General features: G+C 46.1%; 20 protein-coding genes and 1 other annotated feature. Of the genes, 8 read left to right on the forward strand and 12 right to left on the reverse strand.

Translation table 11 applies throughout. The features are described 5' to 3' along the window. Positions 1–69 precede the first annotated feature (69 nt). From A8F94_RS20230 to A8F94_RS20240, 3 genes are all read right to left on the reverse strand, one after another. A complete protein-coding gene (locus A8F94_RS20230) occupies positions 70–1,068 on the reverse strand; it encodes an LLM class flavin-dependent oxidoreductase (protein WP_066204585.1) in 999 nt (332 codons plus the stop codon). 106 nt (positions 1,069–1,174) lie between these two features. Then, the gene (locus A8F94_RS20235; RefSeq protein WP_066204587.1) at positions 1,175–1,531 is read right to left on the reverse strand and encodes a hypothetical protein; all 357 of its coding nucleotides are present in this window, start codon (positions 1,529–1,531) and stop codon (positions 1,175–1,177) included. Positions 1,532–1,847: 316 nt separating this feature from the next. Then, positions 1,848–2,915, reverse strand: coding sequence for an LLM class flavin-dependent oxidoreductase (locus A8F94_RS20240; RefSeq protein ID WP_066204590.1), 1,068 nt, complete (start codon positions 2,913–2,915; stop codon positions 1,848–1,850). 448 nt (positions 2,916–3,363) lie between these two features. Continuing rightward, positions 3,364–3,573 (forward strand) — a binding site (T-box leader). 254 nt (positions 3,574–3,827) lie between these two features. On the opposite strand from A8F94_RS20240, the gene A8F94_RS20245 reads away from it, so the two are divergent. The 3 genes from A8F94_RS20245 to A8F94_RS20255 all read left to right on the forward strand — a co-directional run bounded on the left by A8F94_RS20245 (position 3,828) and on the right by A8F94_RS20255 (position 7,504). Next, a complete protein-coding gene (locus A8F94_RS20245) occupies positions 3,828–5,003 on the forward strand; it encodes a pyridoxal-phosphate-dependent aminotransferase family protein (protein WP_254660914.1) in 1,176 nt (391 codons plus the stop codon). A 34-nt stretch (positions 5,004–5,037) separates the two neighbouring features. Continuing rightward, complete coding sequence (serA, locus tag A8F94_RS20250) at positions 5,038–6,633, forward strand: phosphoglycerate dehydrogenase (RefSeq protein ID WP_066205143.1); 1,596 nt, start codon at positions 5,038–5,040, stop codon at positions 6,631–6,633. Between the two features lie 88 nt (positions 6,634–6,721). Beyond that, on the forward strand, positions 6,722–7,504 hold the full coding sequence (locus A8F94_RS20255; protein ID WP_066204596.1) for an alpha/beta fold hydrolase: 783 nt from the start codon (positions 6,722–6,724) through the stop codon (positions 7,502–7,504). A 36-nt stretch (positions 7,505–7,540) separates the two neighbouring features. Here A8F94_RS20255 and A8F94_RS20260 read toward each other — a convergent pair whose 3' ends face one another. Next, on the reverse strand, positions 7,541–8,509 hold the full coding sequence (locus A8F94_RS20260) for an NAD(P)-dependent alcohol dehydrogenase (protein WP_066205148.1): 969 nt from the start codon (positions 8,507–8,509) through the stop codon (positions 7,541–7,543). Positions 8,510–9,070: 561 nt separating this feature from the next. On the opposite strand from A8F94_RS20260, the gene A8F94_RS20265 reads away from it, so the two are divergent. Further along, positions 9,071–10,123, forward strand: a complete 1,053-nt coding sequence (locus A8F94_RS20265; RefSeq protein WP_066204598.1) for an LLM class flavin-dependent oxidoreductase — start codon at positions 9,071–9,073, stop codon at positions 10,121–10,123. Between the two features lie 264 nt (positions 10,124–10,387). Here A8F94_RS20265 and A8F94_RS20270 read toward each other — a convergent pair whose 3' ends face one another. The 5 genes from A8F94_RS20270 to A8F94_RS20290 form a co-directional block, all read right to left on the reverse strand. After that, the gene (locus A8F94_RS20270) at positions 10,388–11,515 is read right to left on the reverse strand and encodes an HAD family hydrolase (protein WP_066205152.1); all 1,128 of its coding nucleotides are present in this window, start codon (positions 11,513–11,515) and stop codon (positions 10,388–10,390) included. Between the two features lie 75 nt (positions 11,516–11,590). Continuing rightward, positions 11,591–13,330: an ABC transporter ATP-binding protein gene (locus tag A8F94_RS20275; protein ID WP_066204601.1), complete on the reverse strand. Its 1,740-nt coding sequence runs from the start codon at positions 13,328–13,330 to the stop codon at positions 11,591–11,593. Between the two features lie 142 nt (positions 13,331–13,472). Then, positions 13,473–14,282, reverse strand: coding sequence for a CAP domain-containing protein (locus tag A8F94_RS20280; protein ID WP_066204604.1), 810 nt, complete (start codon positions 14,280–14,282; stop codon positions 13,473–13,475). A 484-nt stretch (positions 14,283–14,766) separates the two neighbouring features. Then, the gene (locus A8F94_RS20285; RefSeq protein ID WP_066204608.1) at positions 14,767–15,798 is read right to left on the reverse strand and encodes an alpha/beta fold hydrolase; all 1,032 of its coding nucleotides are present in this window, start codon (positions 15,796–15,798) and stop codon (positions 14,767–14,769) included. After that, a complete protein-coding gene (locus A8F94_RS20290; RefSeq protein ID WP_066204610.1) occupies positions 15,795–16,178 on the reverse strand; it encodes a hypothetical protein in 384 nt (127 codons plus the stop codon). The genes A8F94_RS20285 and A8F94_RS20290 overlap by 4 nt, the downstream gene beginning before the upstream one ends. Positions 16,179–16,424: 246 nt before the next feature. Between A8F94_RS20290 and A8F94_RS20295 the strand changes: the two genes are divergently transcribed. Then, positions 16,425–16,667, forward strand: a complete 243-nt coding sequence (locus A8F94_RS20295) for a hypothetical protein (RefSeq protein ID WP_066204612.1) — start codon at positions 16,425–16,427, stop codon at positions 16,665–16,667. A 147-nt stretch (positions 16,668–16,814) separates the two neighbouring features. Further along, positions 16,815–17,450 (forward strand): PAQR family membrane homeostasis protein TrhA, encoded by a 636-nt coding sequence (gene trhA / locus A8F94_RS20300; RefSeq protein WP_066204614.1) that lies wholly within the window; start codon positions 16,815–16,817, stop codon positions 17,448–17,450. Positions 17,451–17,543: 93 nt separating this feature from the next. Here the strand turns inward: trhA and A8F94_RS20305 are convergent, their stop codons facing one another. Together A8F94_RS20305 and A8F94_RS20310 are read right to left on the reverse strand one after the other, a co-directional pair. Next, positions 17,544–18,434 carry a manganese catalase family protein gene (locus A8F94_RS20305; protein WP_066204617.1) on the reverse strand — a complete coding sequence of 297 codons (891 nt, stop codon included), beginning with the start codon at positions 18,432–18,434 and terminating at the stop codon, positions 17,544–17,546. Positions 18,435–18,485: 51 nt separating this feature from the next. Continuing rightward, complete coding sequence (locus A8F94_RS20310) at positions 18,486–18,710, reverse strand: YuzF family protein (RefSeq protein WP_066204619.1); 225 nt, start codon at positions 18,708–18,710, stop codon at positions 18,486–18,488. A gap of 165 nt (positions 18,711–18,875) precedes the next feature. On the opposite strand from A8F94_RS20310, the gene A8F94_RS25950 reads away from it, so the two are divergent. Both A8F94_RS25950 and A8F94_RS20315 read left to right on the forward strand, forming a co-directional pair. Further along, on the forward strand, positions 18,876–19,019 hold the full coding sequence (locus A8F94_RS25950) for a hypothetical protein (protein ID WP_175384481.1): 144 nt from the start codon (positions 18,876–18,878) through the stop codon (positions 19,017–19,019). 272 nt (positions 19,020–19,291) lie between these two features. Next, positions 19,292–20,749, forward strand: a complete 1,458-nt coding sequence (locus A8F94_RS20315; RefSeq protein ID WP_066205156.1) for a protein adenylyltransferase SelO — start codon at positions 19,292–19,294, stop codon at positions 20,747–20,749. Positions 20,750–21,227: 478 nt separating this feature from the next. Here A8F94_RS20315 and A8F94_RS26255 read toward each other — a convergent pair whose 3' ends face one another. Next, a complete protein-coding gene (locus tag A8F94_RS26255) occupies positions 21,228–21,542 on the reverse strand; it encodes a hypothetical protein (protein ID WP_066204621.1) in 315 nt (104 codons plus the stop codon). Between the last annotated feature and the right edge of the window lie 186 nt (positions 21,543–21,728).

Here is a 21,728-nt window from a genome sequence, read left to right on the forward strand (position 1 = left end):
AATAATAGTAAGTTTAGTTAATAACGAAAGTTAAAACAGGCCTTCTCTCAATGGAAAAGACCTGTTTTTTTATGTTGCTAGAAACATTTCTGTCAGCAGCTCGTACGTTTTCCATTTGGCACCATAGTCGTAGACATTGTTCAGTATCATGAATTCATCCGTTTTATAAACCGCGCTTAAACGAAGAAGTTCTTCTTTCACTTTCTGCGGTGTGCCAATCACCATCCGCTTTCGGTTTACTTGGATTTTTTTCTTATCGTCATCAGATAAAGTTATCTTTTTTGCTTCTTCGGGGGAAAGAATCCTTGTATCCAACCCTTTTTCGACTGCAAGCAACCATAAATCCTGGGTGAGGGCGAGCTCTTCTGCCTCTTCTTGAGTAGGAGCACAGACGACAAATATACACACATTCGCTTTTGGTTTGGACAGCAAGCGGGAAGGCCGGAAATTTTCATAATAATAGTCCAGCGCACGTTTGCCATTAACAGGGGAAATAAAGTGTCCATATGTAAAAGCTGTTCCGTACTCGGCAGCAAGCCGGGCAGCGCGGTGTGAAATTCCGAGGATCCACACATCTGGATTTGAGTTGGGCTCTGGAAACGCCTTAACCTCCTGGAAAGGGTGCCCGTCATGTAGCTGATTTTGCAAGTAGCCCTGCAAATCACGTACCTGCCTTGGAAACTCATTCATGCTTTTACTTAAAGAGTCAGTCAGCGCCAGCCTGGTTGCCGGATTTCCGCCTGGTGAACGGCCTATCCCAAGGTCAATCCGGTTCGGGAATAACGTTTCAAGCAGCTTAAAATCCTCTGCAATTTTATATGGGCTGTATTGGGGCAGCAAAACTCCGCCAGAACCCACCTTAATTTTATTTGTTTTTGAAGCAATATGTGAAATCAGAACCTGGGGAGATGAGCCTGCGATTCCATTGCTGTTATGGTGCTCGGCAACCCAAAACCTGGTATAGCCAAGTTCCTCGGTCAGCTGCGCCAGCCTTACTGTGTTTTCCAAAGCTGAGGCTGGTGATTCCCCCTTTCGAATCACCGATTGATCCAAAACACTTAATTTCATTTTAAGAATCCTCCATTACAAGCCGATACCCTTTATGTTCCCTAATATCAGGGATGTCTATCTCTTTTTTTAAATAAGAAAAAAGGACCCTGGGGCCCTTTTAAACTTATGATATTTGGCTCACGATGAATTCAGCATTTGTTTGGTATTCATCCTTGCCCTGAACTTTATCAATTTTTTCGACGAACATTCCAAACACTTTCTTCTTTTCCTCGAGGTCCTTGATCTCTTCTTTAAGCTGATTGAATCTCTCCTCAAACGGCTTATGATAAATTTCGCGGATGGTGCGGATAATGTCCTCATTCACCGTAGATTGCGTGACCTGCTTGGTGATGCTGAATTTGTAGCCGTATACCTGAAGCTCTTGTTTTACACTATCATATTCTTTATCAATTTCCGCCAGAAGCTCGAGGATTTCTTCCTTCCATTCATCCAGCGACTTTTTTAAATAGGATGTTTCCATGCCCCGTCTCCTCCACCATATATGTATAAAATGTCCTTCCATCATAACATTTTAAAATTACAGAGCCTTTTCTAACAGATTACAAATAGGGCCCGTATATTAAATGGATGTAACAAGGCGAGTGGAGGAGAGCCCAGTTATTTGATGTTGAAAGGGAAATGTCCTGAATCATACGGAAGTGGTCCTGAATAAAGAAAAAACCTTGAGTTGCCGAGATGAACTGCCTAACGGATTCAGAATGCTGTCTAATCTTTGAAAACTTTATTCTATAAAGGCATCCAGCGGTCATGTGTCTGCTGGATGCCTTTTTTAGCGCTTATTTATTTAATTCCCTCCGTAAAACAGGAGCCACTTCAGTTGCCAACAGTTCAATCATCTCGGCAACCTTTTTGAACGGCACCGCGCCAATGTCCATTTGGGCCAGGAATCGTGTATGGCCAAACAGTTCATGCTGATAAAGGACTTTTTCGATAATCTGCTGCGGGCTGCCTACGAATAGGGCTGTATCCGGACCAGCCATCTTATCAAAGTCATTCCTTGAAATGCTCGTTGCCATTCCGCGCTGGCCATTAACATATTTCCAGTAATTGGAGTAATACGGATAAAATTCATCTTTAGCCTGCTCGGTTGTCTTTGCAATAAACCCATGGCCAGTTACACCGAGTTTCAGGCGCTCCTCAGGATGGCCTGCTTCCAATCCTGCTTTGCGATAAATATCGGCAAGTCCCTTAAACCGGACAGGATCGCCCCCAAGAATAGCCATGGCCATCCCGACACCGAGTTTCCCGGCACGGATTGCGCTCTCGGGTGAACCGCCGACGCCAATCCAGAGCGGCAGCTCTTTTTGGTGAGGGCGAGGCGCGATTTCAGCATTGTTGATTGAAGAACGGAACTTCCCTTCCCAGCTGAGCCGTTCATTCTTGTTTAGCTCTAGCAGCAACTCCATATTTTCTGAAAATAAGGCGTCATAATCATCAAGGTTGTATCCAAACAGTGGGAACGATTCAATGAATGCCCCCCGGCCGGCAATGATTTCGGCGCGCCCATCTGAAATTAAATCAAGTGTGGCGAAATCCTCGAACAGTCTGACTGGATCAATTGTGCTGAGTACCGTGGTGGTGCTGGTAAGCTTAATCTGTTTTGTTTGCTGGGCAATTGCAGCAAGAACAACTGCAGGAGTGGAAACCGCATAATCAAGGCGATGATGTTCACCAACCCCAAAAATATCAAGCCCTGCCTCGTCAGCAAGCTTGGCTGCTTCCATAATCTCCTTAAGCCGCTGTCCGGCGCTTATCGCGTTTCCTGTATGTGGATCCGGGCAAATATCCCCCAGCGTATAAAGGCCAATTTCAAATTGTTGCTGACCTGATTCTGAATTTATCATAGGTAGTTCCTCCGGCAAAATAATTTAGTTACTTTATACAAGTAGGTTATATAATATTAGAATAAAGATAAATTTTTACATTAGCAAGCTTTTTTCCAATTTTCATAATGGCAGTTGCTGATACGAATAAGATTGCCTGGATTCAAAGTGATTGGCAGCTTTCATATTGGTTACAAAAGTAAAAAACGGGAAAGTGCCTTAGAGGAGTTATTCAAAACTTATTGGATTAAGTGGGTGCGTCTTGGATCGAAATAATCTAATAGATAATCCGGCTAGTTTTGAAGTGAAATAATCTAATATCTCCTATTTATTAGATTACTCTTCCACCGGTAGAAGCAAATTAATCCAAAAATGATCTTTTCGTTCTGCAGCAAAATAATCTTACCAACTTTTTATGCCGATATATCTTTACAAATCGAGAATAGTACGTTAGTATTTTCTGTATATTCAAACAGTTATGACGAAGACGGCTGTTAGAAGAGGTCCCAGAGAGTCGGTGGCTGCTGCGAACCGATACCGAATCTTTCGAGCCCAGCCCTTCTGAACTGGTCTGCCGAAACACCTAGTAGGCTGGCCCGGTGAAAACCGTTATATTGTGAGAGGTTGCTTAAAAGCGGCAACAAACGAGGGTGGCACCGCGTATTTCCACGCCCCTCATAACAGACAAAGACTCTGTTATGGGGGGCGTTTTTATTTTGCAATCTTGTGCATATGGTTTATAAGGGATGAAGGAAAAGCGCAAGCGCCTCGGTCAGCGCCGTATGGACTGGAGGGCCTCGAAGGAGATAAAGGAAACACGATGAGCTTAAGCGAATCGATGTTGACTTATCGTAACGAGGGGACCGAAGTACATTAGGCGCTAGGCGCTGGAGCTGGATAGTAAAAAGCGAAGGGAATGATGGAAAAATGTTAATGAACCAGCAATCTTTATTTACTCCGGGGCCAACGCCTGTACCTGAACGAGTGAAGCATGCGATGAATCAGCCGATGATTGGGCACCGCAGCAAGCAGTTTTCAACTCTGCTCGAGGAAGTTTCCTCGCGGTTGATGCCTATTTTCGGATCGGATAGCCCGGTGACCATCATTTCCGGAAGCGGCACAGCTGCATTGGAAACCGCCGCAGCAAATACAATTGAGGAAGGCGATCACGTTGTCGTTATTGTCACCGGTGCTTTTGGAGACAGGTTTGCGAGCATCTGCGAAGCATTTGGAGCAACTGTCCACCGTTTGGAAACCGAATGGGGAAAAGCATGCTCGGCACAGGAGCTGAACTTATTTTTAAAAAAGCTAAAGGTTAGCATTAAAGCAGTCATTGCGACGTATTGCGAGACGTCGACAGGCGTGTACAATCCGATCCGACAGCTGGGTGAAGTCGTAAAGAATCAATCAGATGCTTTATTCATTATTGACGGAGTTAGCTGCATTGGGGCTGTTCATGTTGATATGAAAGCCTGGCATATCGATATCCTTGTATCCGGGTCGCAAAAAGCATTAATGCTCCCGCCAGGACTGGCGTTTATTGCTGTAAGTGAAAAGGCAAGAGTGGCAATCAAAAGCTGCCAGTCAAAACGGTTTTACCTTGATTTAAACCGATACTTTTCTTCTTTTGAAAAAGAAACGTCTACGCCCTTTACTCCGGCAGTGTCATTGATTTACGGAACGCTCGAAGTTTGCAGAATGCTGGAGGAAGAAGGGTTAGAGAACACTGTTGCCAGACATCATTTGATGAAGGAAATGGTTCGCGGGGGCGTCAGGGCATTGGGGCTGCCGCTTTTGACAAGCGATGAAGATGCCTCGTCAACCGTGACAGCCATCGTCACCGATACCGAGGCTTCGAAGCAGGTTAAAAAGGTGATGCAGGATGAGTTTGGCATTACGATTGGCGGCGGGCAGAAAAAGCTGAAGGGTAAGACGATCCGGATTGGCCATATGGGCTACTGCACACCATTTGATGTGTTGAAGGTATTAAGCGGACTTGAGCTTGCACTTACAGAGCTAGGTGAAGTTGGAAAACTTGGGTTGGCAACCGGCAGAGCAAAGGAAATTTGGCTTAAGAGTAAGCTGCAAAGGTCAAAGGAGTATGCGTGAGGCGAATCCTGAACAAAAGCGGGGAGGCAATACAATGTTTAAAGTACTGATTACCGATAGCATTAGTGACAATGGCTTGCGGGCTTTATATGACCATCCTCTTTTTACCGTCGATAAACGGGTCGGCCTTCCGCAAAGCGAGCTAATGTCCGAAATCCGGAACTATGACGCGCTGATTGTCCGCAGTCAGACGAGGGTAACCGAAGAAATCATCCAGCAGGCAGACCGTCTTCAGGTAATTGCCAGAGCCGGTGTAGGGGTCGACAATATTGATGTGAATGCAGCAACTCGGAAAGGGATTCTTGTTATTAACGCGCCGGGCGGAAATACGATAGCGGCGACAGAGCACACTTTGGCGATGCTGCTTGCACTAGCCAGAAATATTCCGCAGGCTCATCAAATCACCACGAAAGGCGAATGGAACCGTGGTGCGTTCCAGGGGGTTGAGCTGTATAGAAAGACACTTGGAATTATTGGCATGGGCAAAATTGGAACAGAGGTAGCCAAACGGGCGAAAAGTTTTGGGATGGAGATTCTTGGTTTTGACCCGTATCTGACAGAAGAGCGGGCTGCCAAACTCGGTATAGCGAAGGCCGACCTTGAAACAATAGCAAGAGAAGCTGATTTTATTACGATTCACACGCCACTGATCAACGCAACCCGAAACCTGATTAATGACGAGTATTTGGCAAAAACAAAAAAAGGCGTCCGAATCATTAACTGTGCGCGCGGCGGCATCATTGACGAAGAAGCACTTGTCCGGGCCATCAATTCGGGCCATGTTGCCGGGGCAGCTCTTGATGTGTTCCAAACCGAGCCGCCAACCAACAACGGTTTGCTCAATCATCCACAGATTATCACCACTCCGCATCTTGGCGCTTCGACGGTTGAAGCACAGGAGAAAGTTGCCGAAGAGGTTAGCGAGGAGATTATTGACATTCTTCAGACGAAGATTGTCCGCCATGCAGTCAACATGCCGCAAATCTCCACGGAAGCAATGAAAAGTCTTCAGCCGTACTTGCGGCTTGGGGAACAAATGGGCCAGCTTGTCATTCAACTATTGAATGAAGCTCCTGAAAGAGTCGAGATCGATTATTATGGGGATTTAATTAAAGAGGACACAGACCTAATTTCCAGAACGCTCGTAAAAGGCTTGTTAACCCATCATTTAAGCGACTCTGTCAATCTAATTAATGCCTTACATCTGTTGAACGAGCAGGGAGTCCCGCATACAGTCAAGAAAAATACGAAGAACAAGGGTTTTGCGAATTATATGGAAATAACGGTTTTGAACGGGGATAAAGTGGCCTGCATTGGTGCCACTGTCCTCAATGGTTATGGGGAACGAATTGTGAAAATGAACCAGTACCGGGTCGATATCCGTCCGGAGCGCCACCTGTTATTTATTAACCATCATGATGTACCAGGCATGATTGGCAAGGTTGGGGCTCTCCTAGGAGACTATCAAATTAATATTGGAACAATGCAGGTTGGCAGGGCGGATGTTGGAGGGGAGGCTATCATGGTCCTGACACTAGATAAACCAATCAACCAGGATCTCCTCCGCGGCCTGACCGCTATCGATGGATTGAAGGAAGCGCAGCTATTGGAATTGTATCCTGAGCACTAACAGGAAAGAACGCACATTCCGGTGTGCGTTCTTTTCCATTATTCGGATAAAAAAGATGATACTATTAGTAGTAGAGGAGGCGGACCAAATGGCACTACGTTATCAAGAATATGGTGAAAAAAATGCACCTCTGATTGTTTTTTTGCATGGAGGGGGTGTAAGCGGATGGATGTGGGATAAACAAATTCCACATTTCATGAATTATCATTGCCTCGTCCCCGACCTTCCTTGGCACGGAAAGAGCGATAACCATTTGCCTTTTTCAATAAAGGAAAGTGCTTCAGAGGTAATCGACCTGATTGAAGAGAAGGCTGAAGGTAAAGAGGTAAACCTCGTTGGCTTCTCATTGGGTGCACAAGTGATTATTCAGATTTTGGGCATGAAACCGGATCTGGCCAATCGTGCAATTATCAATAGTGCGTTGGTCAGGCCGGTTCCTTATGCTAAAAAAATAATAAAACCCATCATACGAATGAGCTATCCATTTGTAAAATACAGGTGGTTTTCAAAGCTCCAGGCAAAAACGTTGTATATAGGTGACGATCACTTCGAACAATACTACCGGGAAAGCCGCCAAATGAAACAGGACGCCCTTGTAAAGGTTTTGGAAGAAAACATGTCGTTTGGAATACCGGAAAATTTTCAGGAGGCTAAGGGCAGGATACTGGTTACTGTAGGCGAAGAGGAAAAAGCAGTGATGAGAAAATCTGCGGTAGATGTTGTGCGAAGCAACCAAAATTGCACGGGAATACTAATTCCGGGAATTGGCCATGGAGCACCATTGGCAAAACCTGAATGCTTCAATCAAATCGTGGAAACCTGGATTAAGGATGAAGCCGTACCAACCGAATGCAGTCGAATACGCGCATAAAGGACTTCACGCTAATGAAGTCCTTTTGTAGTAGTGTTAAATTGTAATAACCACTTTACCCTGTGCATGCCCCTCTGAAAAATACCTAAATGCATCAGCGATATCATTCAGCTGGTACGTTCGATCAATTACCGGTTTTACTTTTCCTGTTTCAACGAGCTCTTTAATTGAAATTAAATCCTGTTGATTTTGCCTTTGAAGGAAGCTGCCGACTTTTTTGCCGCTGGTCATCGAGATCCACGGGCCGAGCGCCATCGCCTGGAACATTTGGGACTCCGAGCCGCCAACATGGACAAAAATGCCGTTATCATTTAAGGCTCGTTTGTAGACGGAAATCGGCTGACCCCCATTTACACCAAGTATCAGGTCATAGCGCTCGGGTTTATGGGCGAAGTTTTCCTTTTTATAGTCAATCACATAGTCTGCTCCGATGGACCTTGCAATTTCCGCATTCCTCGTGCTGCACACCGCAGTCACCTCGGCACCCATCGCCTTGGCAATCTGGACAGCAAACGTACCGACACCGCCTGATGCTCCATTGATCAGCACCCTTTTTCCTGCCTGAACTTTTCCTTTGTCACGCAGACTCTGCAGGGCAGTTGCGGCTGCCATCGGGATCGCGGCTGCCTCTTCATACGATATATTTGCCGGCTTCAAAGCGAGGGCACTCTCAGGAACAGCAACATACTCCGCATACCCGCCCCATCCACACCCTGAAAGATCGCCGAACACCTCGTCACCAGGCTTGAATTGAGTAACATCCTTACCAACCGCTTCAACCCTGCCAGCGATATCGCCGCCTGGTATCGGGTATTTTGGTTTACGAAGACCGAATGCCAATCGAGCGAGGTACGGCTCTCCTTTTAAAAGGACGAGGTTGCCAAAATTAACGGACGAGGCATGGATTCTTACAAGTACTTGATTGTCTTTGGGAACAGGCTTTTTAACATCCGATAATTTCAGAGTTTCTGGCGGCCCATATCGATCACTAATAATAGCCTTGATACAAATCACTCCTTATTTTTAGTTAAAGAAAAGTCGTACTGATAAAGTCTTTTTTATATACGCTTGCAATTAGACTAAGTTTCTAAATACTCTGTTATTTTTTTCGACACCGTTTTGTTGGAAAAAGGAGAAGGGTGGCGAGGGAGTCGCATTATAGATAGGAATTGTGGCATGAACAGTTAACTTCAAATTGATTCGGTGCCAGCCCGGCAATCAGTTGCGTAACCCTCATGGTCACCTGAGATTGATTCTTTTCAAAGATAACCGATTTATAAATAGAACAGCATTTTATAGAATTAGACAGTTTTTTCGATATTCAAGACACTTCCCGAAAGATATAGGACATTTCCCAAACTATTCAGGACAGCTTTCCGATTTTTTAGGACAAACTCCATTCCAAGCCAACCGATTGGCCATCCCACAACCAGTTAGTACAAACTGCACCGAATATATTGAAACCGTACTAATCATTCCAGCACGCATTTGTTGAAAATTGTGGAAGGGTAGGATACGTTTATCGTATCTCTTCATGAACGAGCCAATTAAAGGGAGGAAATCAAAATGGAAATAGGGATAAGCACGTTTGTCGAGACCACGCCGGATCCACAAACAGGTGAAGTCATCAGCCATGCGCAGCGGATCCGCGAAGTGGTTGAGGAAATTATATTGGCTGACCAGGTTGGACTTGATGTATTTGGAGTAGGGGAGCATCACCGCGAGGATTACGCCGCTTCAGCGCCTGCGGTCATACTCGCGGCAGCTGCACCGCAAACAAAACGGATCCGCCTGACAAGTGCAGTCACTGTACTTTCATCCGATGAGCCAGTCCGGGTCTTTCAGGACTTCGCCACCCTTGACGCAGTTTCGAATGGGCGCGCAGAAATCATGGCAGGCAGGGGATCGTTCATTGAATCGTTCCCGCTATTCGGATACGACCTGCAGGACTACAATGAGCTATTTGAGGAAAAGCTTGACTTGCTTTTGAGGCTGCAAAAATCTGAAAAGGTAACCTGGAGTGGCAAACACCGCGCGGCCATCAACAACTTGGGCATTTACCCGCGGCCTGTCCAGGATCCATTGCCAATTTGGATTGGCAGCGGAGGCAATCAGGAATCAGTAGCCAGGGCTGGACTTCTCGGCCTCCCGCTTGTCCTCGCAATTATCGGCGGCAGCCCGAAGTATTTTGCGCCGCTTGTTGACCTTTATTACCGCGCAGCTGAGCATGCCGGACACGATCGTTCCAAGCTGAAAGTTGCTTCGCATTCTCATGGATTTGTTGGGGAGAGTACGGAAGAGGCAGCCGATAAATTTTTCCCATCAACGGCACAGGCAATGACCAAACTAGGCAGGGAAAGAGGCTGGGGCCAGTATACTCGTTCGACATTTGATTCAGCGCGCAGCCTTGAGGGAGCACTATACGTTGGAGACCCTGATACGGTTGCGGAAAAAATCATTCATTTGCGTAAAAATGTAGGCGTCACAAGGTTTATGCTGCATTGCCCAGTGGGCACGATGCCGCACGAAGACGTCATGCAATCGATTGAGCTGCTTGGCAAGGAAGTGGCACCTCGGGTGAGGGAAGAAGTGGCCCGCTGGGAAGCAGAGCAGAAGTGAGTGTCTGCGAGCCAGGATATGCGATATAACATTTAGTTTAAATTAACTTAAACATGTTGGTCGCATTTCGAGTGCTGAAACCGTGTGAAATATGACCAATAGACGGTATTGGTACGTTTCGAGCACTAGAACTGTGCAAAATGTAACCAATAGTCCAATAAACTGAATTGAAAATGTTCAGCAAACAGATTTTCATGGATAGTAGAATACGAGCCTCAAAATCAGAAAAGCTGTACGACCTTCATTCGGCCGTACAGCTTTTTATCATTTACGGACAAGTCCGAGTATACCCATCACATTGTCAAAGATATAATCTGCTTGATGTTCCTCGAATAAACCTCTTGCCTTTTCCCCCGTCAAACCAGTCAGGACCGCGGCAAATTGGCAGCCCATATCCCTGGCCGCGAGCAGGTCAGCGAGCGAATCGCCAACAACCAAAACTTCATTGCCATTCTCTAATGGCAGGGAGGTTCCCAGGACCGTGTCCACGTTCACCCTTTTACCAAGAAGGGCATGCATAAACGTATATGGGTGCGGCTTAGCAAGTGATTTCCGGTCAGGAAATTGCCGTTCAGCCCTAAGCACGTCATCAGCCGTGACAATATACTCCACATTAAAATACTTGACCCAGTCAAGATGGTTGAATGGCTGAATCGTTTCAAGCTCGGGCCTTCCTGTCCCAATCCCGATAGAAACTCCCGCATCCAGCAAACCGGAGAACAGTCCTTCAATCTGTTCCTGTGGGCATAGCGTGGTTTCATTGGCGAGAAACCCCTTTTTACCAGTTTGGACCGACGGGCGCCCAGTTGATTGAAATACATGCTCATCGCCAACATACCATTCCTGGGAAATGTGCTCGCAAATCGACCACAATACCCCTTTTTCACCGAACGCTTTTGTTTCAATGCCCATTTTTTCAAAAACAAGTTTATCAAGATGCCGGAATAGGCCCCGTTTTGTTTCTGCCGTTTTTTGAAAATCGTCCAGGAAGTGTTCGAAATCAAGTTTGGCTCCAGTTTTCTTCAGCTCTTTGCCAATCGTCATCAGCGCCTCGCGGTCCAATTCCCTGCTAAGCAAGGCCTGAACCAGGTCGGAATCCTCAACCTGTGATAGCAAGTGAATCAGCTGGTAGCTGAATGTTATGTATATCATGTCCCAGTTGGCATTCAAGCCACGTGATTTCATGAAGGACAGGACCTTGTCATCTTGGAAAACCTCGCGCCGGATTGCATCAATTTCTTCCTGCTGGACATCTGTATGGAATTTGTCCGGTGCCAGCCCCAGGTAGTTCCCGCTATACAAAAGCTCCCAGACTGTTAACGCCGAGGCATCAAAATAATGTTCTTCGCTTAAAAGTACTCCATCCACATCAAACAATACTGTTTTAATCATCCGCATTCCCACTCCCTTTTACTTTCTTACTTTAATGTAACACAGCGCCTAAAGGATAACTAGCACTACCCAACCTCACCCGTTCGCAAGCTGCTGCTCGGCAAATTCCCGGTAAAGTGGATGTGATTGCGTTAATTCCGAATGCGTACCAATTCCGGTTACCCTGCCTTTTTCAAAAAAAACAATTTTGTCTGCATTGACGATGGTAGAAAGCCTGTGCGCAATGACGAAAGTAGTCCTACCCTCCATCAGACGGGATAGCGCTTGTTGGACAATTCCTTCCGATTGGCTGTCAAGGCTCGCTGTCGCTTCATCCATCATCAAGATTTTAGGGTTGCGCAAAAATGCCCGTGCAATTGCAATTCGCTGCCTTTGTCCGCCGGAAAGCTTCACACCTCGCTCGCCCACCTCTGTGTCCAACCCTTTCGGGAATTCCTTTATAAATTCTTCCGCATATGCCATCCTGGCTACTTCCCAGAGACGATCATCGGAAATCACACCGGCATTTTCAAGGCCGTACGTAAAATTCTCGCGTATGGTTCCAGCCATCATCGCACTTTCCTGCGAAACATAGCCAATTTGGCTGCGCCAGGACGATAAAGCCAGCTCCCTGATCGGTGTGCCGCCGATCTTGATTTCCCCGTTTGTTGGTTCATAATAGCGGTCGAGAAGGGCAAACATTGTTGTTTTCCCGGCGCCGCTCGGACCTGCAAAGGCAATCATCTGGCCAGGTTCCGCAGACACGGACACCCCTTCAAGAACCGGCTCTCCTTCTGCATAGGAAAAGGAGACGTTATCAATTTCCACTGGGAGATGATTAATGTCAATATCAACACCCGTTTGATCTTCCTCCAACGGCTCTTTCAGAATCGCAATGATTCGTTCAGTTGCCCCTTTTGCCTTCTGAAGCTGGGTAAAAAACATCGCGAACGATGTAATCGGCATGATGATTTGGAACAAATAAAGAAGGAATGCAATCAGTGAGCCAGTCGACATCGTCCCGTCGGCAACCCGTAAGCCTCCATAGCCAATAATCATAACAATGACAACCATGACGACCAAATACATGATAGGGCCAATTAGCGCAAAAATCCGTGCTTCTCTCAGGCCGAAGCCCAGCAGCGAGTGGATGCCGTCCTTGCCTTTTGATTCTTCAATATTCTCCGCAGTTGACGCCTTCATCAGGCGAATTTCACTGAGAGTCTGCGTAATATGGCCTGTAAACTTAGCTGTTTCGTTTTGGAGTCCACGCGAAAGAGCAGCCATTTTCCTGCCAAGCGGATACATGATGGCCATTGTGAGCGGAACAGAAACGAGCATGAGCAATGTCATTTTCCAATCCATCACAAGCAGGATTGCAATCGCCCCGATAATTGAAATAATGCCAGTAATAAAATTGGAAAAATGATTGGTAATCAAGTCGCGAACGACGCTCGTATCATTAATGACCCGGCTGACCGTTTCCCCGGTAGCTTGCTTATCATAAAACCCGACCGGCAGGCGAAGCAGCTTCGACCACATTCTCTCACGAAGTCCAGCTACCACCTTCTGCCCGGTGTAGCTGAGAAGATAAATGGAGATTCCGCTGATGACTGCCTGGATGATGAATGCAGCAGCTATTCCAATAATGAGCGGGACACTTAACGATTTAACGGAAAAGCCATCAACCAGATTTTTTGTAAGCAATGGAACAACAAGGCCGGCCAGCGTCGTCAGGACACTGGCTGCCAGCCCTGTAACCAGTGCGGCCTTTGGTATGTTCGTTGACAAAAGTAATGAAAGGAATGGCTTTAAATCCATTGATTGTTTTTGCATATCCGGCTCCTATTCGGTACAAATTTAAATTAGGATAATGCCTATATTATAGCACTTGCATACGTAACGCTCGAATGGAGGGAGAAGCATTGTACGAAAAAAAACAGCCTCAGAAAGTCTGAGACTGCTTTTCGCTTACTACTTATTTTCCAATAAACATCTGTGTCCAGTAGTTGCCGTTCTCGATATGGCCGACTCCGATGTGTGTGAAGTCTGCACTCATGATATTTTTGCGGTGTCCTTCAGAATTCATCCACGCTGTAACAACTTCCTGTGGAGTTTTTTGTCCCATCGCAATATTTTCACCAGCTGTACGGTATGAGATGCCGAATTGCTTCATCATATCAAATGGTGAGCCGTAAGTTGGGCTTGTGTGGCTGAAGTAGTTCTTCGCTTGCATGTCACGGGATTTTTCACGTGCCACTTTGCTAAGGTTTGCATCTGCTTTCAATGCTGGCAGGCCAGCTTTTGCGCGTTCTTGGTTTGTCAAGTTCACAACCTGCTGTTCAAATTCACTTAATGTGCTTGATGCCTGTTCAGTTGGAGCTGAAGCTGGCTTTTGTGCAGGCTTTGCAGTTTCGGTTTTAGCAGGTGCTTTAGCTGCAGGCGCAGGTGCCGCTTTAGCAGGAGCTTTAGTTGCTGGTGCCTGTTCCGGTTTAGCAGGAGCTTTTGGTGCCGGAGCCTGTTCTTTTTTAGCAGGCGCTTTAGGTGCCGGAGCTTCAGCTTTCGGCGCAGTTGCTGCCTGTTTAAAGTAAGACGTTAAGCCATAACGCTTAAGTGTGTCTTCTAGTAATTTATTAATATCGTTAACGTTGCCGCTCTTATAAACATATACATGCTTCTGGACAGTCGGTGTAACGGATGCCGCTTCAGTTTTTGCTGGCATCTGGCCACCCATCCAAAATGCTGAAGCAACTGCAAAGGATAGTAGTGCTTTTTTCTTGTTTATCATTAGGATTTTCCTCCTGTTGTATGATTTTGCCTGGTATAAGTCGCTTGTCCCCCGGGCAAACTTATCGTAACACAGGTTTTTTGTCATATTTCAGGAAGAAATTTGAAATAGAAAATAGGACTAATTACCTAATTTTTCTAGAGTGAAAAAACAATTGATATAAAAGGGATTTAGTTGTTTTGGCATAAATATCCCTAGCTGGTTCAAATCTCGGAATCTAGCAATGATACCAAATATTTCAGGAAAATCCGGGTTGACAGCCTATTGAAACTCGCCGTTTTGTTACAATTTGTTTAGAGTTTTATTACAAAAAGCAGTATTAGTTGGTGAAAAAACTGTCTTTTCCAGCTCTTCTATTCTTTTGGTAAATTGAGAACTCTTTCACGGCTTTCGAGGGGAACCATTTCCCTTCGCTGCTCTTGAGAAAAACCTCCCCGCTTTGCCGCGACCAACGAGAACCGTCCCTCTTCGCCTACCTCTTTGCTTATTTTGACCTTTGAGGAAGCCAGTCGGCAAGGAATTTTGGCAGGCCGTTCCCTTTGACGGCGAGGGTTGTGTGGCCGCCGGATACGAGGGTGTAGGTTTTGTCTTTGCTTGAGACCAGGTCAATAAAGTCCTTGCTCATGTTTTCCGGGACGAGCCGGTCTTGGCTGCCGGCGACGACAAGCAGGTTGGCGGTAATGTTGGCTGGGTCAGCCTTCCGCCCTCTAATCACAAGCTTTCGGTTCATGAATTTATTGTCCTTGCCAAGGTCGTTCATCAGTTGCTTTGATGCTGCACCAGAGAATCCGACGTGGCCGTTTGCCCATTTATTAAAGCGGCGCCAGCGGTCGACATATTCCTGGTCGTAGGCTTTATTCAAAAGGGAAAGATAGTGGCTGAAATAGACCGGGGAACTTGCCATACGCATCCCGTATTTCATCTGTGTTGGCGAAATAAAATCAGGGGTAGTGAGAAGCCCATCAACATCCAGATCGCCTCTCCTGATAGCGTTGACCCATTTATCATAAAGAGGTGGTTCGGCGAAGTTGAGCGGAGCGACGCATATAATCAGGTTCCGAATCGGTTCAGAGGCAAGAGATGCGTAAATTGCGGCAAGTGTGCCCCCGAGGCAATAGCCAATGACGGTGATTTCTCTTGCCCGCGAGTGATGCAGTGCTTTGCGTACGGCAGTCTGGATATAGTCAATTACATAATCATCTACAGTAATATCCTTGTCACCAGGGTCCGGAGCCCCAAAATCGAGGAGATAAACATCGTACCCATTTTCCATGAACGTTTCGATCATGCTGCCGCCTGGAGCCATATCGAGGACAAACGCTTTGTTGACGAGAGAATAAACAAGGAGTAATGGAACAGAATGCCGCTTATTGGAAGACCGGTAATACCAAAGGGTCGCTTTGTTCTTTTTCCAGACGGCAGTCCTGGGGGTTTGTCCCACTTCGGGGTCGGGCGTTGTCCAGACGCTGAAAAAATTCTTCCATCTTTTATACTCTTTTTCTGGCCAGTTTGTCATAATAGCTGTCTCCTTTGGCGGTTTAACTGATCTTCGAATATGCTGTTTAAAGTAGAGAGCAATGCAGCTTTTGATTGTTTGGATCGTTTCTTTCTTCGAGCAGAGGATAGAACTGATGCGGGAACGGTTTGTCGATTAGTAGGTTTAGCTGCGCTGTTGACTATGTCGACTGGAGCAGGGCAGCCGAGAGAGAGAAGAGTTTGCGGTTGCTGTGAGAGCTGCTTAAGCTTTTTGCTGGTTTTTGAGATGGTTGATGCGGCGGCAACCAGATTTTCACTATTAAGGCCGTTTAGGATGGCCTGATTGATTCCCATTTCAAGTTTATAACCGGCATTCCTAAGCGCCTCGTACATATCTTTGGGCGCATTTTTTTCTGTCATTTTTACCCTTCCTTTCTATAATGTCGTTCATATTAGTATAAACAAGCTGTCCTGCTAATGTGACAAAAATAGGATAGAGCCCGTACTTGTGGTGCAAATTGTCCGGTGGTCGCTGGTTCTTCTTTTGTGGAGCGGAAAATCAAAGTTATTTTTTATAGAATAATTTTTTTAAAAAAGGCATGTACCGCTTCGATTTTAGTCATACTGCATATCGTATGAAGTATGACTGGTGAAGGAGGGGTAAGGATGACAGAAGAGGAAATGGCGGATGTGTTTTCTCTATATGGCCACGGAAAAATTTACGAGAAGCTGAAATATCCACTTTACGTATCTGGGGAACTGGATGAGGTAGACCGGGACAAGCTGGAATCATTCTTTTCCTGGTATAGCTTTGACGGAGAAAAGCCGGTTTTCTTTGACGACTTTATCTATCATTTCCGACTGTTTCAAACGATAACAGATAGGAATATATTGCCCGAAATCTATTAAAGCAGCGAGAAAGTGGACAAACCATGGGCAGGTCACTTAAGAAAGGCAGCCTTGAAAGGTATCAGGCTGCCATCTATTTGTACATGTTTTCAAACTCTCTATCATGATATAGTTAGAAAAAGTGCCCATTTGGGAGGGACAGCAAAAATGAACACTCATATCTTTACAAAAGGCGAGGAAATTGCCAATGCCATCATTCACGGTATCGGCTTTATATTAAGCATAGCAGCACTGGCTATTTTAATTGTTTTTTCGGCCATGGAGGGGACAGCCTGGCATGTGGTCAGCTTTACGATATTCGGTACCACCATGGTGATCCTTTATACATCATCTACGCTGCTTCATAGTTTCCCACCCGGGAAAGCGAAGGATGTCTTTGAAGTTCTTGATCATTCGTCCATCTACTTTTTTATAGCCGGTACATACACACCGTTTTTGTTCCTGGCAGTTAAAGGAGCATTGGGGTGGACCTTGTTCGGAGTTGTCTGGGGCCTGGCAATTGCAGGCACCGTGTTTAAATCCTACTTTGTGAAAAAATATCTCATCCCTTCAACAGTTTTGTATGTCATTATGGGCTGGCTTATTGTATTCGCATGGGAGCCGCTCGTTGAAAACCTCACACAAGAAGGACTCAAGTTTCTCATCATTGGCGGGGTCCTATACACAGTGGGTGCAATCTTCTACGTATGGCGTGCCTTTTACTATCACCACGCCATCTGGCACATATTCGTCCTAGCCGGCAGCATCATGCACTTCTTTGCAGTCCTGACTTTGTTGAGTTAGTGCAATACTTCACAAGGGGTCTGACCCCTTTGTGAAAATGTGAACGACCCGAACAGTTTCGGGCCGTTTTAACTGGATGTGTATTTGCTTGTTTTAAAGGTTGCTCATGAGTCTTTTCAGGATTCGCTCATAGTCATCCCGGTCGATGCCTGGGGCGAATTGTTCCGGTTTTTCTTCAAAGTCAGGAATTGGAGCCCCTTCAGGGATTCCGTCAATAACCTGGAGTGGTTGGCCTGTTTCTGGATTCGGACCTTTCCATATTTGTGCAATGTCCCTATATTCCGGTTCACCCCAAGTATAAAGGACATTATACAGGCCCTGATCCATGTATTTTTTTGCATGGTCAAATTTATAATTATCTAGATCCGGAACTGGAAGCATTTTGCCTACTTCTACCCCAGTTGCCATTTCCAAAGCTTTTGCATAAGCAATGATGTGGGTGCCGCCGCGTACAAGCAAAAAGCCAGTCAATTCGCGGGCAACCGGATTGGTTGTCGTTTCATATACACGCATTTTTTGTATACGCGCACCTATTTCAAGTAAGTAATTGTGAAGGAGGTCCTGAACAAGGACCCCGGTATTTGTGACAAATTCACCATTCCAAGGGCGGCCCATGCTGTCTCCCGGGTAGGCAGTTTGGGGAGTTAATAAAAAATGGAGCGAATATCTTGCGTCCTTGCCGAACTGCAGCGGGGCAAGATCCGGATCTGCCGCATAGGTGTTCCCGTGTGAAAGCAGATTAATTGTATTGGCAACAAGTTCAACATGCCCAAACTCCTCTGCGGAAATACTTGCAATTAGGTCATAAAAGGGTTTGAACCTTTTTTTGCCGCGGAAGTTGAACGATTGAAACATATAATTGTTTAGTGTCGACATCTCACCAAATTTTCCGCCCATCAGCTCCTGTACAGCAGCTGCTGCATTCGGATCACCGTGTTCGGGGATCGGCAATTCAACCTGGAGCCTATTGATTCGTCTCATCATGTGGGCCACCCCCATATAAGTATATTTTTAACCGGACTATAAAGAGCCATTTTATACAAGTACCTGACCCGGATTAGGCACCACCCAAATAATTTGGGCTGTCCTTATGAAAAATGCATTCCCGCCAAACTCCACCACAATATGATCAGGCTGTACATTGGCCAGCCGGCCACGCACTGAACCTCTGACTGTTTCTACCGCTATCTGGGAACCAACAATCCCGGCGAGCGTCTGGAAAACATAAGGGTCGCTGATTTTCCATTCAATATTGTCCATTCTTTTCCCCTCCTGCAAACATTTTCTAAGCAAGTATATGAGCTTTAGGATAAATTTATATTTGTCCTACAAAAATCTTCCATAAGCATAGTCATAAAAACAGCGGGCATAGTTAAACTGCTTGTTGGGGGAACATAATTGGAGAATGAATAAGGAGGCAACCAGATGGCTGAAACAAAGAAGATCAAGAGGAAGCCTAAAGGATCTACCAAGCAGGAGAAGGTTAAAAAGAAAATAAGGGAGGAAGCTCCAATCCTGGAGGATGGCTTCCGTTATGATTATGACGATTCAACGGACTTGCAAAACTAACCCAGGTAAGGTTTCGGTTTATATAAGTGGAGATTCGTTACCCTGGATCCAGATTCTCGTTTCCATTGTAGAAGTGTCAGCTTTCAAAGAGTAACGCTCTCACTATACGGCTATACGAGTGACAAAGTGCTTGATTACCCTGGAAAAGTGGTATAAACATAAAGGTACCTATATTGGTTCAATGGAAGGAACACAATGATAGCAGGACCCGTGAAGTGCGGGTGGCAACGCGGACATTCGCTATCCGTGTCCGAATTCTGAAAGGAGCTACAATGACAAACAATAAAAACCAAGGCTGGAACTTTGACAATAGCTATGCAAGACTGCCAGATTTCTTTTTCTCACCGCAGGAACCGACCCCTGTAGAAGCTCCGAGGCTTGTCACATTCAATGAGGACCTAGCAAGGAAACTGGGATTGAATCCCGAAGCACTAAAACAAGCTGACACTTTTGCGGGGAATGAGCTTCCGGATGGGGCTTTCCCACTCGCACAGGCATACGCCGGCCATCAATTCGGCCACCTTACAATGCTTGGGGACGGCAGGGCCATACTACTCGGGGAACAAATTGCGCCAACTGGTGAACGGTTTGACATCCAGCTAAAAGGCTCTGGAAGGACACCGTATTCACGTGGCGGTGACGGAAGGGCGGCTCTCGGGCCAATGCTGCGTGAGCACATAATCAGCGAAGCGATGCATGCTCTTGGAATTCCGACGACAAGGAGCCTGGCGGTAGTTTCAACCGGAGAACCGGTATTCAGGGAAACCGAGCTTCCTGGAGCGATTCTTACCCGGGTAGCTGCCAGTCATCTTCGTGTCGGAACCTTCCAATATGCTGCTGGGGCCGGAGAAGCGAACGAGCTTCGCCAGCTAGCTGATTATGCGATTGAACGCCATTATCCGGAGGTTGCTGATCAGGAAAATAAATACTTGTCTTTCTTGAAGGCAGTGATTGACCGGCAGGCCTCTCTCATTTCAAAGTGGCAGCTCGTTGGTTTTATCCACGGTGTCATGAATACGGATAACATGACAATCAGCGGTGAAGCGATTGATTACGGGCCGTGTGCTTTCATGGATGTCTATGATCCGGCAACTGTGTTCAGTTCGATTGATAGGGAAGGCCGATATGCGTACGGAAATCAGCCATATATAGGCGGCTGGAACCTTGCTCGCTTTACAGAGGCTCTGTTGCCGCTCCTCGATGAAAATCAGGAAAAGGCTATAGAAATCGGACAGGAAGAGATCGCGGGCTATATTAAACTCCATCATGCCTATTGGATTGCCGGAATGCGGAAGAAGCTCGGCTTATTTAATGTAGAAGATGAAGACGAGATGCTCGTTGATGAACTTCTTGGGATGATGAAAAAGTACCGGGCTGATTACACGAATACATTCCGCGTGCTTACCTTTGGAAACACAGATGAATCTGTCCTGAAAGGGTATCCGGATTTTACGGAATGGTTAGAACGATGGGAGGCGAGGAGAGGAAGGCAGGAACCATCCCGAGACGATTCACATGAGTTGATGAAAAGCAGCAATCCAGCAGTGATCCCTCGGAATTACCGGGTTGAGGAAGCGCTTGAAGCTGCGGTCAAGAACGACGATTTCAGTGTAATGGAAAGGCTGCTAGATGCACTATCCAATCCTTATGCCCACATTCCGGAACAGGAAGAATACTGCAAACTGGCCCCGACGTCTGACCGGCCGTACCGGACTTTCTGTGGAACTTGAACTACTCCACCTTAATTTTCTTGCGAAAATTTGATGATGGAGATTCCTGCGAACAACGAGGCATTCCTCAGTTTTTTTAGCAGGCTATCCCCGCCGCACCGACGGTTAGCAGTACAAGTGGCGTGAGCCTCCTGCAAGTGTTGCAATTTGTACGTTGGACTCGCCACGTACCCTACTTAGCTTGGTTTTCGCATCTTCGGTGTATGTGGCGTCGAATTGTGCTTGGAAATTTTTAGTGCGAAGCCTTTCTCGCACTAACCTATATATCCAGTTTTCAAAGAACAACTTACAGGAATATTATACCATGCGAACGAGTGTTTTGGCTATCCGCCAACCGACGTTCATCTCCCGCTTATTTTTGGGCTACGCCCTGCATAAAATTTAAGTGGGAGTCTTCTGTTGGAAAAAGATAAAAAAAAACAGAAAGCCAGGGCGATGAAAACTGCCCTGGCTTCCTGTGCATCAATAAACCGGAGGATTATCGTCTGCGTTTGTGCTTTCGGCGGTGGCGATTACGATCCTCATCCTCGTTCTCGTCCTGAATGCCGGCAACCAGATCACGGATGATACAGCGGCGGACTTCACGGCAAAAATTATCGCGACGATTGAATCTGTCACGGAAGTTTTCGTCAAAAATTCCTGCAATATCTTCAAAGTCTCTGATACCTGCGATATCATCAAAGTCACAATCGCAATGTTGCCTTCTGCGGCGCCTAATGCGTTCGCCAAGAACATCATTTTCCCTGAAGCGTTCTGCCAGCAATCTTGCAAACTCATTCCTAAAGAAGGACATTAACTTTCCCTCCTTTCCTTATTGATACTGCATTCTATTCAAAGTTGTACAAGCTGTCAGGGCTTGTATCCTATTCTTTTAAAAATCCGCTAGAATCCAATTTACTAGAACACATCCTTAGCCGAAGAACCCCTACATAAAAAAGACACCCCACAAAACATTTATGGTGATGTCCCTTTTTAACCA

Source organism: Bacillus sp. FJAT-27225, from assembly GCF_001685025.1.
Lineage (GTDB): Bacteria > Bacillota > Bacilli > Bacillales > Cytobacillaceae > Bacillus_D.